Here is a 16,445-nt window from a genome sequence, read left to right as displayed (position 1 = left end):
TTCCTCTTTTTTACTCCTCGAACAATCGCTCGCCTCGATGCAGCCGCCACGCGATCTGCGCCGTATGCGGGAGCTCGCGAGCTGTCGGAGCGTGTGCTGCCAGGTAACGCGTACATGCTAGCAGCATCGTCTCCTGAGCACGAAGCGCAAAAGCATCCTGCCTTACTGACCAGCGCTCATATTCCGCTACAGCCGCCTCGTACATTTGGAACGTATGGAACTCCGCATCCTCTCGAAGCAACGCTGCGCCAAGCGTGTTCAGCAGCGCCGCTACTTCTCCGCCGCGCGCAATATAATCCGCCGCCCATTGTGCCGCGCGATCGACCTGCTGACGCTGATCGAGGAGCTGCAGCAGCTCCTCCGTACCCGGCACAGCCGTTGCCTCCCCGCTGCCAGCCACCACCTTCGGACGCTTCGCCGCCGGAACATTCAAGAAGCGATCGAGATAGACGCTGATCGCCCCGTGGAAGATCGCCCGTTGCAGCAGCGGTTCTTCCGAGTGCAGCAGCCGCTCATGTACGGCATGCGCGTACGTGAACGTATGCAGAACCGCGACCCAATCGCGAAAGTCGTTCTGCGTATGGAAGCGTACGACCCGCTCCACTGCGGCAAGCGTCACGAGCTGTGCCAGCTGCGCCGGCGGCATGCCGGAGAGCAGCAGGTTCTTCACAAGCTCAATCGTCTGGAGCGGCTGTTCACTAAGCAGCTGTTCCAGGATGAACCCCTCATCCTGATTCGCCTTCACTCCTTCTCCATTGCCCGCGTTCTCGCCTGCACCAGCACCTCGCTCCGCCAGCTGCCTCACCGCTTCTTGAATCGGCTCGACCAGGTTAACCGGCGCCTGCCAATGGTGCTGTTCCTCGCTTCGAGTCGGATTGCCCATCATATGCAGAAGTGATGTCAGGATTCGCTTCTCTTGTCCGTCCCCAGCAAGCTCCAGCGCTTCGAACGCCTTGTTATGGAAGTCGAACACATGCCCGCCGTCGAGATAGAAATGGTCCGTTGCCGCGATGAGCATCATATCCGCGATCCGCTCCACACTCATCCCTTTTTCAATCGCGGTAACAACCAGCTTCTCCGCCCCTTGCGTATCCCGCACTTCGATGCAATTGCGGTACCAACCAGCCAGTCTATCGAAGGATACGTCCGCTGACGGAAGCGCTCCTAGCAGATGGCGGCTGCTTCGGCCAGAACTGTTCCGTGCAACATGAACAAGCCCCTGATAGAGCGCCAATATCCGTCCCTGCTTATCGAGCTTCGGAATAATCCGGACCATTGCGGTCAGTATCGTGAGACCTGAGTTCCATCCATTGCCGTTCTCGGTGCCGAACTGAATGCCAATCCGCGCGATTTCTGCATCGGGCACATTCGCTTCAACGAGACCTACGACGGCTTTGGCGATGACGATGCTAATATTTTGCTGCAGCCCTTCCATTAACCGCTCTTTGTATTTCTCGATATGATTCGCCGATCTCGGTCGCGGATTCACATAGACTTGCTCGTCTTCAATCTTCACCTCATAAGACGGCACATCGTCCGCCCAAGGGTCAAGCGTCCCACCGCTGCATACGTCAAACCGAGCATGATGCCAGTGGCAGGTTAAGATTCCATCGCACAAGCTGCCCATATGCAGCGGAAAACCGAGATGCGGACAGCGGTTATCGACGGCGAAGATTTGATTTTCATGGGAGAAGACTGCAATTCCACCTCGAACGACGGTAGCACCCTTTTCCCGCAATTCTGCGACGTTGCCAGCCTGAATCCAATCTGTCTTCGTACTCATCCATCCATCTCCTCCATCTTATTCTCGTATTAGCCAGAACAACACATATTGCATTGCAGCCGAGCCTGTCAGCACAACCGGCAGCCAGATCGAGTCGAGATTCTTGGAGAAGCTCAGCAGCAGCGTGATCGACAGTATCCGTCCCGCATTCAGAAACACCTCGCGCATGACGACCGACTCTACCTTCAGCTGTCCTTTTAGCGGAAGTGTTCCGATCAGCCTGTAATAGTAAGACGTCAGTGTGTTGACCGCAAGCGGGTTACAAATAGAGAACATAATCATGAAAATAACCACCGTCCACGTCGATACGTCATAGAGCAGGAACACCGCCCCACACAGAATACCGGTCGTCGAGAACAGCACGTACTTCCGTACCTGCTCTTTCTTCGCTTTGCGCGAGATGATATAGCCGGTTGCAACGGTAAGCGAGGCGAAGAAGACGCCGAAGTAGCCAACCCAGTCCTCTCGTCCAACGGTTTGATAGAGTAATATATTCGGCAGAAACAGCATAATGCCTTGAAATAAGCCGAGCACGAAAAACGAGGCCAGTCCTTTGAGCCACACCGCGTTCTTGCGCATGACGATGCCCATCAGATTCAGATGATAGGTTCGATGATGGAGCGGAACGGTTGGGATCCGGAAGCTGATAACGGAAGCGAGCACGAACATAACAAAAGCAATAAGGAACGTAAAAATATAGCCTTGAAGACCATCATTCATACGAATGATAAATCCTGCCAGCGCTGGTCCGACAAGCCCCGCGGAACTGAAGACAATCATATTAATCGCGAGAAAACGAATCCGGTTACTCTCTGTCGACACATCGTATTGCAGCACGAGATATCCAGTCCAATAGAACCCGCTGGCCATCCCTTGGAAGATGGCGAATAGCATGTACCACTCCGCTACCTTCTCCTGTGCGATAACGACGAGCAGGTAAAATACCGCAATTGTCAGGATGCCGAGACGATAGGTGACCATCCGGTCCTTCCGTTTCGCAATCCATCCGCCGAGTGCAAAGGCGACAGGCGTGAACAAGAATACGATCATGTTATAGAACCCGTTAACCGCCAGATCCTGCGTGAGGCGCCATAGATACAAATTCAGAAAGAGACCGGACATCGATGCGCCGAATTGAAAGCACCCATGAATGATAAGCGCAATGATCGCCTCTCTGCCGAGCTGTCGTTCCTTCGGTACAGGAGCGCTTCTAAACGGGTTGTTCCATCGAATTCCGAAACTTGCCTTCATGTGCGAAAGGTCCTCCTCCTGCAAGACAAGCAGCTATCTGCTCATCCAATTGCTGACATTGTATCATAGCGACTGATTATGGTAAGCGCTTTATTTCCCCCTCTCGTGCGAAAATAATGGATATGCTTGGCCTACGTCCCGATTCAGCGGCAAAATCAGCCTTTTTGCAGGGATATGGTCGTTTCGGGCTCTTATGCTTCACTTGACGGGAATTTTAGCTCAAGATTGAACGGTTACATGTCTGAAATGACCCCTATAATGTCCGAATCAAACCCTGTAAGCGCGGACATTCTCCATTACAATGAGGGAGATAACGATATATCTACAATAGAAGGAGGCCGCTTATCAATGTGGCATGCATCATGGATTTGGGGTTCTGGCGAAGAAAGCCCGCGCAATGCGTGGCGTTGTTTCCGCAATAGCTTTAAATACGAGGCGGAGGGCAGCAGCAATACAACTGTGAAGCTGACGGCAGACTCTCGCTATGTGCTTTATGTAAATGGAGTGCAGGTTGGACGCGGACCAGTTCGGTCTTGGCCGTTCGAGCTTGCCTATGATGAATATGAGATCGGACATCTATTGAAAGCCGGCAGCAACACGATTGCTGTGCTTGTCTTGCATTATGGCGTCGCGACGTTCCAATATTTGCGCGGCAGAGGCGGCTTACTGCTGCAAGTAGCTTCGACGGCTGTAGAGGACGGTACCGAGCGCATCATCGCTGCAACAGACTCGAGTTGGACGACTACGGTTCATGACGGTTACGATGCGCGTTCGTCGCGTATTTCGTGCCAGCTTGCTTTTGCCGAGCGATATGATGCAAGAAGCGTAAACGATACATGGACGGAAGCGACGTTCGATGATTCCACTTGGGAATCGGCTGTCGTCATTGGTAATGCTGGCATGGCGCCGTGGACGAGCCTTGTACCTCGCTCCATTCCATATCTGACCGAAGAACCGATCTACCCTGCCCGCGTAGAAGAGTTGAACTTCGTGAAGCCAGCCGCTTGGAATGGAGTGTTCGATGTTCGGACGCTGCTCATTCCAGATAGCGTCAATCATGCGAATCCGACTTCCTTTATTGGGTTTATGGCAACGATAGTGACACTCTCAAAAGCGGCAGCGTTCACAATTGGCAGCGTCGACAATGGTCGAATTCCACTTCGGGTCAGCATTAACGGCAAATGGCTCGATCGTGCAGATTATTATGGCGAAAGTCCTCAGCAGTTCGTAACGGCGGAGCTACCTGCGGGCGAGCATTTCCTCCTGTTCGATCTAAGCCGTGGCTCGCACGGTCATGGCTATCACCTCGGACTCCACGCGGATGTGCCGTTCGAGGTGCGCTCTCCGCTTGCGGGCAGCAAAAGCGGCAATGACGAAACAGGCGCTGTGTCCAGCTCCGTTCCGTTCGCGGCAATTGGAGCGTTCGACTGGGCCGAGCACATCGACCATCAGCCGGAATCTTCCATGCGCAAGGAGCAGCCGGAGTATGACCGCATGCTGGGGGTCGGATCAGCTGAGCAGCTGCTAAGTGATTTCTCCGAATCGGTGCGTGAGGTGCCGGAGGATCTGTTCACTCGTACCGATGTGTACGGCGAGTCCGTATGGCATGTCGTAGAGCAGCCGCAGCCTGTACCGGTTCAATTGCAACAAGTCGTGCTCGCTAGCGGCAATACCGGTGTCGTGCCTGTACATGCGGAGCTGGATACCGAGCTCGTCATTGATTTTGGCCGGGAGTTGTCCGGTTTTATTGCCTTCGAGGTCGATGCGGCTGAAGGTACGGTCATCGACGGTTATGGCTTTGAATTTATGCGTGACGGCTGGCGCCAGCATACGTACGAGCTGGACAACACGTTCCGCTACACATGCCGAGAAGGCAGACAATCGTACGTGTCGGTTGTACGCCGCGGACTGCGCTACTTGGCGATTACGGTGCGCGGTGCCTCGCGTCCTGTGAAGCTCGTAGAAGTGAAGCTGCTGCAGAGCAATTTCCCTGTCGCAAATGTCGGTGTATTCCAATCCAGCAACGCGATGTTGAATGAGATTTGGCGGATTAGCCGTGATTCGACGCGGCTCTGTATGGAAGATACGTTCGTGGACTGCCCTGCTTTCGAGCAGACGTACTGGGTCGGCGATGCGCGCAATGCTTCACTGATCAACTATTACGCTTTTGGCGATGCGGATATCGTTGAGCGCTGCTTGCGGCTTGTTCCCGGTTCTACATTCCAATCACCTCTCTATGGCGATCAAGTACCAAGCGGTTGGAGCAGCGTTATACCGAACTGGACATTCTTCTGGGTCACCGCTTGCCTGGAGCATTATCAATATACCGGCAATGAACAGTTCGCGCGGGATATGTGGCCGCATGTCCGGTTCACGCTGGAGCATTACTTGAAGCACATTGATGAACGCGGCTTGTTCTGCAAGCGGGGCTGGAACCTGCTCGACTGGGCGAACTTCGAGCAGCCAGGCGATGGCGTCGTCTCACCGCAAAATATGTTCCTCGTGAAGTCGCTCCGCGATGCCGCTGCTCTCGCATCGGCCGCAGGCGATGAGGCTGGCGGCTCTGATCTACTGGAGCAAGCGTCGATGCTTCGCAGCGCGATCAATGCGCAGCTGTGGGATGCAGACCGCGCTGCTTATCTGGATTGCATCCACATTGATGGTCGTCCATCCGAAACGGTGAGTATGCAAACACAAGTCATCGCCATGCTCTGCGACATTGCGGAAGGTGAACGCGCTGAGGTGCTGGATCGTTACGTTGTTGAGCCGCCGGCTCATTTTGTCCAGATTGGCAGTCCGTTCATGTCCTTCTTCTATTACGAAGCGCTTGCAAAGCTTGGGCATCAGGACACGATGACGGCGGATATTCTGCACCAATACGGAGCAATGGTCGACAACGGCGCGACAAGTGTATGGGAAGTGTATCCGACGAGCGGCATTACGCATAATCCGAAGATGCTGACGCGCAGCCATTGCCACGCTTGGTCCGCAGGACCGGCGTTCTTCCTCGGCGCCGAGGTGCTAGGCGTACGCGGCGCAAGCCCGGGCTGGACGAAGGTGTCCATTGCGCCGAAGCCGGTCGGCCTATCATGGGCGCGCGGCTCCGTGCCGATGCCAGGCAGCGGCCGCATCGACGTCTCTTGGTCGCTGGATACGGCGGCGAACGTCATGAAGCTTCGCGTCGTTGCACCGAAGCATGTTGAGCTGGCGTATGAGCAGCCGGAAGGCTACGAGCTTGCAATTGATGAGGTTCGAATCGGGTAAGTTAGGAAATCGGTGGGAGTCTACTCTATGGGGTGACTTTCACCGTTTTTTTTGTATTGTAATGGGGTCTACGACTATTAGGACGTTACACCCCGCAAGTTTCCGCCGGATTTCCGCCTATGTAGGGTAACACGTACCCTTCTTTCACTTCTTTCACTTTTTTACCGATTTACTTGGAAGGGTTTCCCATCTAATGCGTTGAAATTTACTTATACACTTCTATGTCGAAAGGAGTCTACTCATGCAACTCACCGATATTCAAGCTTTCATCCCGCAATTACGCACAGCGACGGCTGTTTCTCAGATCCACAAAGGGTTCTCCTATGACAGCAAGTACCTCATCTACGAGAACAGCGACAATCCTACCTATGTGCTCCGCACAGCGACAATCAGCGAGAGTGAAAAGAAACGCCTGGAGTTTGAAACAATTGGACGCGTGCATCAATTTGGCGTTAGAACCTCTGAGCCTATTGCTTTTGGCACACTCGAAGAGCTTAAGTTATGTTACATGGTGTTGCGATATGTAGAAGGGGAAGACGCTTTAGAAAAACTACCCTCCATGTCGGAAAATGAACAGTACGATGTGGGAGTTGCAGCGGGACGGGAACTGCGCTTGATGCACAGTGTGGAAGCGCCTATGCCCATGGAACAGTGGTCAACTCGCAGGATTGCGAAGCACAACCGCCAGATGGATGAATATTTCCGCTGCGGAGTTAAGCTTCCCGAGGAAGCTGCCGTTATTGCTTTTATCGATCAACATTTGCCGCTGCTTGAAGGTCGTCCGAATCGGTTTCAGCACGACGACTTCCATCCGGCTAATCTGCTCATTCATCATGGCGCTTACGCGGCGGCCATCGATTTCAATCGTTATGATTGGGGTGACCCGTATCATGATTTCTTTAAAGTCGCCTATTTCAGCCGAGAGGTCAGCATTCCATTCTCAATTGGGCAAATCGACGGATATTTTGACGGCAACCACGTTCAAGAAAATTTCTGGAACCTATACGCGCTATATGCGGCTATGACGATATTCGGAACAATCACATGGACTCTGAAGGTCGTGCCGAAGGACATTGATTCCATGATGGATCGCATTCGTACCCTATTGGATGATCACCGGAATTTCACCAGCGTCATCCCGAACTGGTACAAGCAATAGAACAGCAACATACTAGAGAGAGCTGCCTCCCCTAAAGGAAAGCAGCTCCCATTCCAAAGCTAGATATCCAAATAAAAATCCCCGCGCATCAATGCTAACGCTTGCCGGAAGCTTCCCTCGTAATTATTACTTTCGGAGTCAAGCGCATGCTCGCAGCGCGAAACGTATGCCATGACAAAAGTAGCCGCTGCGGATATTTTGGCCCACTCTTCGCTAGAAAACTTCGAACCACGCACTTGCTCGTATTCGCCCACGAACGCATGCGACTCTTCCTGAGACGGCGTGACTTTGACCGGAATATCCCATGTGGTTGTGAAAGTAGCAGCTGCAATCCCGAGGACATTGAGCTCATCTTCTAATTTCAAACTATCCCAATCATAAACCACCGCAACGTCGTTGCCATTGAATCGAAAATGCTTCAGCGACCAATCCAGGTGGCCAAGCACTTCACGGCCCTTTATCCGGGTAACGACCGCCTTAGTCCTCTCGGCGATTGCATCTATCCATTCGGCTCCCTTTGCCGTGCGCTCAAAGTTGAATAAGTCATTATGAGGAATCGGATATAACGTTTTATCCGCACAGAATCGCCCGGTAGCCAATCCTTCCGTATCCTTATAAGGCTCGGTGCTCTTAATCAATTGAGCCAAAGTTTGTGCGATTGACGCACGAATTTCTGGCATATGGGCATCCTTGAGCTCGCCTGGCGCTGCGAATTCATCAACGGTCGCAATTCCATAACCTAACTCCGTCGGCTCTAATAGGACGCGAGGACAAGGAAATCCACTCCCCGCAAGGGCTCTCTGCACATTCGAAACAGCAGTTAAATAAGGTTTGCTAATGGCTGTTATCGTATCCGCAGATGTAGGCTTGTGCACTTTGACAAAGATTTGTTTGCCGTTCTCCAGCTCGAAGCCAAATGAAGCGCCGACGCTAAAGCTAATGGACAGACAGGAGCGGATCGGGCTATTAAAATGACTTTCACAGAAATGGTCCATATCAACCACAATTTGAGCGGCGTCTGACATGCCAAGAATGGAGTTGCAAAGAATAATATTCTCCTCGTCTTCAAAGGAGCTACGCAGAGCTTCTAGAAAATTCACTATGTTCAATCCCCTTGTATCTCTGCTGCTTCTATCCCTTCAAACGCACACTTCCCGCATCCCCATATCGCACATCCAGAGACTTTTCCAGTTCACCTGTTGAGGCGTTTCGCTGCTGGCGGTACGTGCCCCAAGCAGTACCAGTGCTCCAGAAGCAGCTGAAATCGTCCTGTTCGATGACTGGCGCGAAGCTGATCGTCCCTTCACGCATATCGTAGGTGAAACCACTGAGCGATAGCAGCACAGCCCAGCTCGCAAGCGAACGCGCATAGTGGTAGCCGCACTCTTCCTCCGCCCACGGATTGCGACGGTAGCCATCATGACGGTCGCGGACTGCTTTTACAAGCGTCAGCCCTTCCTCAATCATGCCCTCGTAGATGAGATGAGCGGCAACATGGTACTCGATTCCCGTCCACACTTCGTCCGCGTAAACGAATGGAACCTTAGGACGTCCGCCATGCGGCCACGAGCAAAGCAACAGCCCCTGTTCATCATTAAGCGTATATGTGCGCTGCACATTGGCATGTCCATAGAAGTCCGTGCGGAAATTGTAGCGGAAGATCGAAGCGACCGCTTGCTTCACATGCGCTTCCGGCAATATATAACCAAGCCCCGCCACATGCGCGAGGAACTGGCCGAACACTTGGTCCGACAGGCAGCCGATGCCGTATTGATATAGATGCGAATTCACATCGTCAATGCGCTGCACGTAGTACTCGCCGTTCCAGAGCAGCTCGTCGACCCGCTTCTGCCCGCGCTCGAACGCCGCTGCATAGCGCTCTTCCCGCTCCGTGTCACCAACAAACGCCGCCATCTCAGCACCAGCCTTCAGCGCTGCGAGGAAGAGCGAGTTAGCCAGCGAGTTCGGTCCAAAGAACTCAATATCGTACGTATTATGCTGCTCGCTGTCCAGTACGCCGTCACCGTCCGAATCCCAGTGCCCGAATGCAAAATCCAGCGCCAGCCCCGCCTTCTCCCATACGCCGTGCAGGAAATCATGGTCGCCGCTTAGCTTCCACTCCCGGTACAGCCGGACAATCGTGCCCATCTGACCATCGACGGCAGGCGGCATGTTCTGACGCCCCATGCCGAACGTCTGCTGCGTGCGGAATGCCATATTGCCGGTCTCGTCTGTCTCAATGAGAAACTCTACATTTCTCGCGCTTCGCTCCAGCTCAGGGAACAGGAATGCCGCTGTCTGCGCATAATTCCATACATGTGTACAGGTTCCGTGGCAGCTGCCATGCTGCGAATGGCTTCCCTCGAACGCGTAGAAGGTGCCCCCTTCGACACGGAAGCAGGTCGGACTGCGCAGCACCGTCATGTTCGCAGACAGCGCATCAATGACATAAGCAGGCAATGTGCTGCTAAACAGCGCTTGATGGAACGACCGTGTGCCCTTCTCAAGACGATCCAGCTCTTCAATCAGGTAGCGTCCAGCGTCCCAAGCATCTGCAAACTTAGTCGCATAATGGTTGCGGATGATCTCCCCCGGCTGAACCTGATAATCTTCATCCCAATGCTTCGGCCGATTCGGAAAATGCCACGCCAGCACGAATTCGAACGTCTTCTCTTCGCCCGGGAGCAGTGTCGCATAGCTGCCAATGGAGCCTACTCGCAGCCGTGATTGCGGCGCAATCGCCACTTGCCCGTTATCGACAACCGGAATTTGCTCGAGCCTTCCATCTTCGGCAAAATCATCCCAAAACTCGTGCGCTCCATCCCACCAGCTGCCAATCTGCCAAGTCGGCTTCATAGTGACATCCTCTGACGTTGTGATTAAGCTCATGCTGCCGTTTCTCAGGTGATCAGCAGGCAGCTTCGGCGAGGTGAAGTGGACGCCTGTAATCCGACCATCCTCACGCAGCTCGTTCACGCCGACTTCGGCGACGAGCGTATTGTCGAACCGATCAAGTCCCTGCCAGCCAACTGGGTTGGACAGGCTCCCTACAATGGATACGTCGACAGGCAGCGATGACGGATTGCTCACCTTGTAGCGGAGCACAGCCGCAGGAATGCCGGAGTCGTCCGCATTGAGCGGAATAAATGGCGTAAACGCTTCCAATTTTACGTTAACAGGCAGTGATGCATCCTCGAACTCCACCTCGGCCAGCGGATACTCCCCGCGCAGCTTCGATGCTTTCAATCGCGGCAGTCCTGACATCGTGCCGGCGTGATACCCTTTGCCGTTCAGCCCATATGGCGGCTGAAGCTCCGCTTCCAGTACTTTGGCGATCGGCTCGCCGCCGCCATGTGTCTTCGCCCAAATCGCGAAGAAGCTGTAGTAGAGCTGATTGCCCTTCCCTGGACGGTTAAAAATTTCAAAATCTCTAAGCTCGCCGCGTGCCCCGAGCGAAATATTGCCAGTACCAATACCGCAGCAGAAAAGCGGCTTCTTTCGCATCATGCTTGAACTCACGCTGCTCTCCACGAGCGAACAGGACGTCTTTCGGATACGTTTTTATTTTCGCCTTCGAATCCACTTGCTGCTTCATTCAATTAACCCCTTTACTAAAGTAGCGTTGATTAATTAACGGAATCATGTAGTAATTCGCAGCGGAAGTGGGATTTCCTCCTATACCAAAACCAGAATCATTTTGAAATGAAAGAACAGTCATTTTCTCTAGTTATATTGATTATATATATCATGCATAGACAAACTTCTCTCATCAGAGGCATCTATGCGGCTCCACCACATTCAAAGGAGGATACACATGAAAGGGAACTGGAAATGGAATAAGAGGTTAGGCACGACCTTCATTGCGCTAGTCATCGCAGCAGCTTCATCCCCTTTTACCCCGCTCCCCAAGGCGGAGGCTGCAGGACTATCTTGGCCTTCGGGACAAATTCTTCCATCCTTCTCCGCACCAGCTTCGACACTTGACGAAATGAATCTTGTAACCGAATACAAATACGAAGCGGAGACGATGGGACACGGCACCGGCCATTTGGACGGCAACGGCTGGCTCGCGCAGACCGGCGTTGATGCTGCTAACGCGCATATGGTTTATGGCCCGTACGCCACCAACATTCCAACTGGAGCCAATACAGCATTCTTCGATATGATTGTCGATAACAATACCGTTAACAACGATGTCATTGTAACGATAGATGTCAGAGACAGTACGAGCGGCACGACGCTGGCGACGCGAGATGTTCACCGCCAAGAGTGGACACAGGCTGGCAGTTACCAACGATTCACTTTGCCATTCACGAATGCAACTGCCGGGCATTCACTTGAATTCAGGGTGTACTGGTACGGCCGAGCCTACACGAAGGTAGACGCTGTCGGCACGCATCCAGATAGTAAAGTCGATGAATCTGTGCTTTTTACAACGCTTAAAGGACTCGTCAACAAAACGCAGCCAAGAATTTATACATACGATGACGCCGTGAAAAATGAAGACGGAAAAGACACCTGGCTGAATGCGCTCGGTATCGGCCACACCGATGTTGCGGATAACTGGTCGCTCATTACCAAATACGCCAGCGAAATTAGCGGCATTGTCGTCTATGATGATGCTGTTCCAGATACGATTAACCTCGCTACGCTCATCGCTTCTCGATCGAACGGTATCGTTGCTCCGGCAAGCTTGGTCACCAAGCTGACCTCTGCCCCGTACAGCTTGCCGATCTTGGATGACCTACGCGGTGATTTCAGCAGCAAGCTAGCCGTGTATCAGTACATGTACAACAACTACTGGTCGCTCGTTACCCACAAAATGATTATCGGGCTGAATCCGACGATTAAAGGGTTCCTGCGCGATTATGCGATGGCAACCGGCGCTGCAATTATTTGGCTTGATCCTTCCGTTCCCGCTGAGAATACGCTGTTGCAATCGTTCCTCTCCGGGATGCCAAACGGCAGCGGTGTTTATATGGGATGGTGGCCGGATGAAGCGATAGGCGTTCAAGCGGCTTCGGCATACGGTGTTTCTACAGTAGCCAGCGACTTCTCCTCTAACTTAACGGTATTCAGCGGCACTTCGCGAACGGTGAATGTGAAGCCGATCCCGAATAAGCCTCCGCTTCAGAACAAAATCTATGTGTCGCTCATTCTAAGCGATGGCGATAATTTGCAATATATGGAGCACCGGTTCAAGAAGCTGTGGGACTCTTCGAACAGAGGAACCGTGCCTCTCGGCTGGACCGTCTCCCCGGCTATGCTTGATGCGATGCCCGGCCTTCTTAACTATTTGCACACAAGCGCAACGGCGAATGATGTGTTAATTGCTGGACCTTCAGGGGTCGGCTATACGTACCCGAATAATTGGAGTAATCAATCGTATCTCGACAGCTTCGTCGCGTTGTCTAATGATTATATGAACCGAGCAGGACTGAAGATTTCGACGATCTGGAATACGATTACGGGCGGCATTAATACGAACGTCGGCAATAGCTTTGCTCAAAATGCCCCTTCCCTGCTTGGATTAACGTCCATGGCTGGCGGCGGAGCGATAACGGTTTACAACAATACGTTGCCTGTCCAAGGCTTGAACGCGACGTATTGCTATTCGTTAGCTACGCTCATCTCAGAGATTAATGGCGCGATAGCAGGCTGGAACGGAACATCCCCTCGATTTGTCAGCATTCAAGCGAATCCGTGGGATGTGAATTATCAGAACTTTGTAGATGCCGTTAATAACTTCAGCAGCAACAGCAACGTTGTATTCGTAAGGCCAGATACGTACTTCCAACTGATGCGCGAAAATAACAATTTGCCGATTGACCCATCCACCGTCGTCAAGACGTATGAGGCGGAGAGCAATTTCTCGCATACGACTGGTGCGGCAAGCGGAAGCGATTGGTCGGCGAACGTCGCTTCGCACAATGCTGACTACATGCTGTGGGGCCCTTACGACAGTAGCATTCCGGTCGGCATGAATACGGCTACTTTCAAAATGAAGATTGATACAAACACAGGAACGAACGACAATGTCGTTACGGTCGACGTGCGCGATAATGCGACGGGGGCGGTGCTGTCGACATTCGACGTGTACCGGAATCAATTCAAGAGCAACAACACGTATCAGGATTTCAGCGTCTCGTTCAACAATCCAGCGGGCAGCTCGCTCGAATATAGAGCCTACTATCGGGATAAAGCGACCATTAGCATTGATAAAGTTACGGTGACCAAGCGGCTTGGCAAATACGAAGCAGAAGGTGCGTATATCGGGCATGGCATTGGACGCGTGAGCGGTGATGGCTGGCAGGCCTCTTCAGCTCTGGACGGTCAAGGACATATGGTGTACGGTCCATACGACTCGAATGTTCCGGTAGGCAGCCGCAAGGTAACGTTCCGCCTCAAAGTAGACAACAACACCGTCGATAACGCGAATGTTGTGAAAATAGACGTCTACGATGCTACATCGGGAACGAGCATTGTGCAAGCGGACATCACACGGCAGCAGTTTACAGCGGCGAATCAGTATCAGGATTTCAGCCTCAGCTTCAATCAGACGCTGAATCGGAACTTGGAGTATCGCGTGTGGTACTATGATAATTCGACGATCACCGCGGATAGCGTGACGATTAACTAGGTAAGGATATGCCGAGATGAGAGCGCACAAACCGTCGTTTCTCTGGGGATTGGTCGCTGAGAGTTTGATTTTCTAACTCTCAGAGCAGAACTGCGGCTGTTCGGGGACTGAGAGTCGCGTTTTCCGACTCTCAGAGCTTCAAATCTATCGTTTCTGCGGCGATTGGTCATTGAGAGTTTGATTTTCTAACTCTCGGAGCAGAACTGCGGCTGTTCGGGGACTGAGAGTCGCGTTTTCCGACTCTCAGAGCTCCTGCAGCTCAATCGCCAGATTATCTAACCAGCAATAAACCCGCCGTCATGCAGCATGACGGCGGGTTTATTTATTCAACGCGATTATAGAGTGCCTTCAATCGCTCCCGGCTTGATGGCGATTGCGGCATGTTACGGACATCGGTATTGTCCGTAATCTGGTCGATGCTGCCGATTGGACGGTGCTCCGCCAGCCAGCGGATATCGCTGTCCTGGATTCGTTCCCTGAGCAATAGCGCAATGTCGCCGCCGTTCATGACGTTGAAGGGGCGAGTGAAGAAAGACATCGCTTCCTCCCCTACCTTTGTTTCTGTTATCCCCAAATCGTTATGCATCCGGGCCAATATGCGGTACACGCGACCCAATGCGCCCTCCCGCGCTTTCCAGTTCTTAGCCGTCTGCGCTTCCCACAAGAGAGGCATTAGCTGCTCCGCGCAGTTCAGCTGCTTAAACGCAGTCCCGAACCACTTCGGATACGGCGCATACTTCCGCTCCATCAGGAAGCACAGATTCATCACATCGCGAACGATGCGGGAGCCCATGACGGCGGAGCCAAGCTCGTCGCCTACATAGCCGGCCCGGTTCATCAGATGCTCCTCCTGCCCGATCCGCTGCCAGGTGCAGGTGATCAGGTAGAGCCAGATGTCATCTGGATAATAAGCGAACCGATCGCGCAGTTCCTCCAACTGACCGGCTCCGTCCTTAAACACAGCACCGCTTGTTAGCTCAAGCAGCGTCTGCGACGGGAAGGTGAGCCAGTCGATCAGATCCATCTCATCATGCATATCTATTCCAAGTCTACTATTCAAAAAGCTATTCACTGTCGTAATTCGCGTCATTCCTGTATCCACAGGAAAGCTATAAAACTGCTTAGGCGACCGCTTCTCAAGCAGCGTACGCAGCTCATCTGACGCCTCAGCTGGATAACTAGCACCAAGGAACAAGCATACACGCGGTCCCCAGTCGTGATCCTGCGACATTTCGGTATCGAAGCCAAGCACTTCACTGCCTGGTCCAATCAATGCTGCGGCATAATCGTCCGATTCCGAGTACTCGCGCATGAGCGGTTCTACTATATCGTGATAAAACTTTCTACTTAATTCGATCCCCTGCATCTGGCCTCATTAACCTCCATAAGCTTGCATTCACCTAATATACACCTATTTCTCAGCTGTTAATAGGTACCACGTGCTTCAGCTTATCCGGATTGACCACCAGGTACAACGAAGCGATCTGCTCCTCCCTAATCTCAACCGTGAGGACAAAATAAGGCTGTCCGTACGCATAGCCAATAACTCCGGTAGCTCCGTTCACAGGTGCAAAGGCAAAGCTATTCCCTTCGGGCAGCTGCTTCTCCTGCAGTCCGAAGAAGAATGCCGCAATGCGATCCGCTCCAACAATCGGTCGAACCGCTGCCCTTACTTTGCCGCCGCCATCCGAGTAGAGAACGGCTCCTTCCTTCACAATGCTTAGCAGCTGCGGCATGTTGCCGGAGGCGAGCGCCTGCACGAACTGTTCGACTAGGGTCGTCTCCTTCTGCTGAACGTTCACGCCAGCGAGCTCCCGCTCATCCTCTGGAATACCGCTGATCGCAAGCTTCGCCCGACGGAAGATTTGACGGCAATTCGTACTGCTCTTGCCAACAATCTCTGCGATCTCATCGTATTCGTATTGCAGCACTTCACGCAGCAGGAAAACTGCCCGTTCCACCCAGGAGAGCTGTTGAAGCAGCAGCAGGTAGGCGGTCGACAGCGACTCCTTCTGCATATAAGAGCTGAACGGCTCATCAACGACGGAATGACTTGTCTCCACTAACGGCTCTGGCAGCCATGGTCCAACATACACCTCGCGCTGCTTGCTCGCTGATCGGAGGCGGTCGATGCAGCGGTTCGTGACGATTTTACACAAGTACGCCTTCGGATGCCGCACATCCTCCACCTTCATCTCACTCATCGCGAGAAAAGCTTCTTGCACGATATCTTCTGCATCCATTACACTGCCAAGCATGCGGTAAGCTAGCGCAAACAATAGCGATCTATAGGTAGTATAAACCTTAGCAGCCGCTCCAGCTCCTTCTGTCTGTTCCATAAAATGCAC

10 protein-coding genes are annotated in these 16,445 nt (G+C 52.8%); 3 read left to right on the top strand and 7 right to left on the bottom strand.

From position 1 onward, the window contains the following. Positions 1-10 precede the first annotated feature (10 nt). Complete coding sequence (locus BMY11_RS00190; RefSeq protein ID WP_090572462.1) at positions 11-1,783, bottom strand: Rieske (2Fe-2S) protein; 1,773 nt, start codon at positions 1,781-1,783, stop codon at positions 11-13. Between the two features lie 18 nt (positions 1,784-1,801). Continuing rightward, positions 1,802-3,034, bottom strand: a complete 1,233-nt coding sequence (locus BMY11_RS00185; RefSeq protein WP_090572461.1) for an MFS transporter — start codon at positions 3,032-3,034, stop codon at positions 1,802-1,804. Positions 3,035-3,382: 348 nt separating this feature from the next. Here BMY11_RS00185 and BMY11_RS00180 point away from each other — a divergent pair, with 348 nt between their 5' ends. Both BMY11_RS00180 and BMY11_RS00175 read left to right on the top strand, forming a co-directional pair. After that, on the top strand, positions 3,383-6,298 hold the full coding sequence (locus BMY11_RS00180) for a family 78 glycoside hydrolase catalytic domain (RefSeq protein ID WP_256217242.1): 2,916 nt from the start codon (positions 3,383-3,385) through the stop codon (positions 6,296-6,298). A gap of 241 nt (positions 6,299-6,539) precedes the next feature. Continuing rightward, positions 6,540-7,457: an aminoglycoside phosphotransferase family protein gene (locus BMY11_RS00175; protein ID WP_090572459.1), complete on the top strand. Its 918-nt coding sequence runs from the start codon at positions 6,540-6,542 to the stop codon at positions 7,455-7,457. Between the two features lie 59 nt (positions 7,458-7,516). Here the strand turns inward: BMY11_RS00175 and BMY11_RS00170 are convergent, their stop codons facing one another. From BMY11_RS00170 to BMY11_RS28655, 3 genes are read right to left on the bottom strand one after another with little or no spacing between them, the layout of a single operon-like run. Continuing rightward, the gene (locus tag BMY11_RS00170; RefSeq protein ID WP_090572458.1) at positions 7,517-8,557 is read right to left on the bottom strand and encodes a protein kinase family protein; all 1,041 of its coding nucleotides are present in this window, start codon (positions 8,555-8,557) and stop codon (positions 7,517-7,519) included. Positions 8,558-8,588: 31 nt separating this feature from the next. After that, positions 8,589-10,964, bottom strand: a complete 2,376-nt coding sequence (locus tag BMY11_RS00165; protein WP_090572457.1) for a GH116 family glycosyl-hydrolase — start codon at positions 10,962-10,964, stop codon at positions 8,589-8,591. After that, the gene (locus tag BMY11_RS28655; protein WP_177182418.1) at positions 10,888-11,052 is read right to left on the bottom strand and encodes a hypothetical protein; all 165 of its coding nucleotides are present in this window, start codon (positions 11,050-11,052) and stop codon (positions 10,888-10,890) included. The genes BMY11_RS00165 and BMY11_RS28655 overlap by 77 nt, the downstream gene beginning before the upstream one ends. 219 nt (positions 11,053-11,271) lie before the next feature. On the opposite strand from BMY11_RS28655, the gene BMY11_RS00160 reads away from it, so the two are divergent. Continuing rightward, complete coding sequence (locus tag BMY11_RS00160; protein WP_090572456.1) at positions 11,272-14,097, top strand: GxGYxYP domain-containing protein; 2,826 nt, start codon at positions 11,272-11,274, stop codon at positions 14,095-14,097. A gap of 322 nt (positions 14,098-14,419) precedes the next feature. Here BMY11_RS00160 and BMY11_RS00155 read toward each other — a convergent pair whose 3' ends face one another. Together BMY11_RS00155 and BMY11_RS00150 are read right to left on the bottom strand one after the other, a co-directional pair. Further along, the gene (locus tag BMY11_RS00155; RefSeq protein WP_090572455.1) at positions 14,420-15,463 is read right to left on the bottom strand and encodes a DUF4037 domain-containing protein; all 1,044 of its coding nucleotides are present in this window, start codon (positions 15,461-15,463) and stop codon (positions 14,420-14,422) included. Between the two features lie 52 nt (positions 15,464-15,515). Next, positions 15,516-16,436 (bottom strand): RNA polymerase sigma-70 factor, encoded by a 921-nt coding sequence (locus tag BMY11_RS00150; RefSeq protein ID WP_090572454.1) that lies wholly within the window; start codon positions 16,434-16,436, stop codon positions 15,516-15,518. Positions 16,437-16,445: the final 9 nt, after the last annotated feature.

The sequence above is a fragment of the Paenibacillus sp. OV219 genome (genome assembly GCF_900110075.1).
Taxonomy (GTDB): domain Bacteria; phylum Bacillota; class Bacilli; order Paenibacillales; family Paenibacillaceae; genus Paenibacillus_Z.
Note: the sequence above shows the minus strand (reverse complement) of the source record. Positions and strands in the feature narration are given on the sequence as shown.

What these genes read in the sequence shown, in the direction of transcription:
- BMY11_RS00155 (WP_090572455.1), bottom strand. Translation starts at nt 15,463, where the DNA reads ATGCAGGGGATCGAATTAAGTAGAAAGTTTTATCACGATATAGTAGAA.
- BMY11_RS00185 (WP_090572461.1), bottom strand. Translation starts at nt 3,034, where the DNA reads ATGAAGGCAAGTTTCGGAATTCGATGGAACAACCCGTTTAGAAGCGCT.
- BMY11_RS00160 (WP_090572456.1), top strand. Translation starts at nt 11,272, where the DNA reads ATGAAAGGGAACTGGAAATGGAATAAGAGGTTAGGCACGACCTTCATT.
- BMY11_RS00180 (WP_256217242.1), top strand. Translation starts at nt 3,383, where the DNA reads ATGTGGCATGCATCATGGATTTGGGGTTCTGGCGAAGAAAGCCCGCGC.
- BMY11_RS00150 (WP_090572454.1), bottom strand. Translation starts at nt 16,436, where the DNA reads ATGGAACAGACAGAAGGAGCTGGAGCGGCTGCTAAGGTTTATACTACC.
- BMY11_RS00175 (WP_090572459.1), top strand. Translation starts at nt 6,540, where the DNA reads ATGCAACTCACCGATATTCAAGCTTTCATCCCGCAATTACGCACAGCG.
- BMY11_RS28655 (WP_177182418.1), bottom strand. Translation starts at nt 11,052, where the DNA reads ATGAAGCAGCAAGTGGATTCGAAGGCGAAAATAAAAACGTATCCGAAA.
- BMY11_RS00165 (WP_090572457.1), bottom strand. Translation starts at nt 10,964, where the DNA reads ATGATGCGAAAGAAGCCGCTTTTCTGCTGCGGTATTGGTACTGGCAAT.
- BMY11_RS00190 (WP_090572462.1), bottom strand. Translation starts at nt 1,783, where the DNA reads ATGAGTACGAAGACAGATTGGATTCAGGCTGGCAACGTCGCAGAATTG.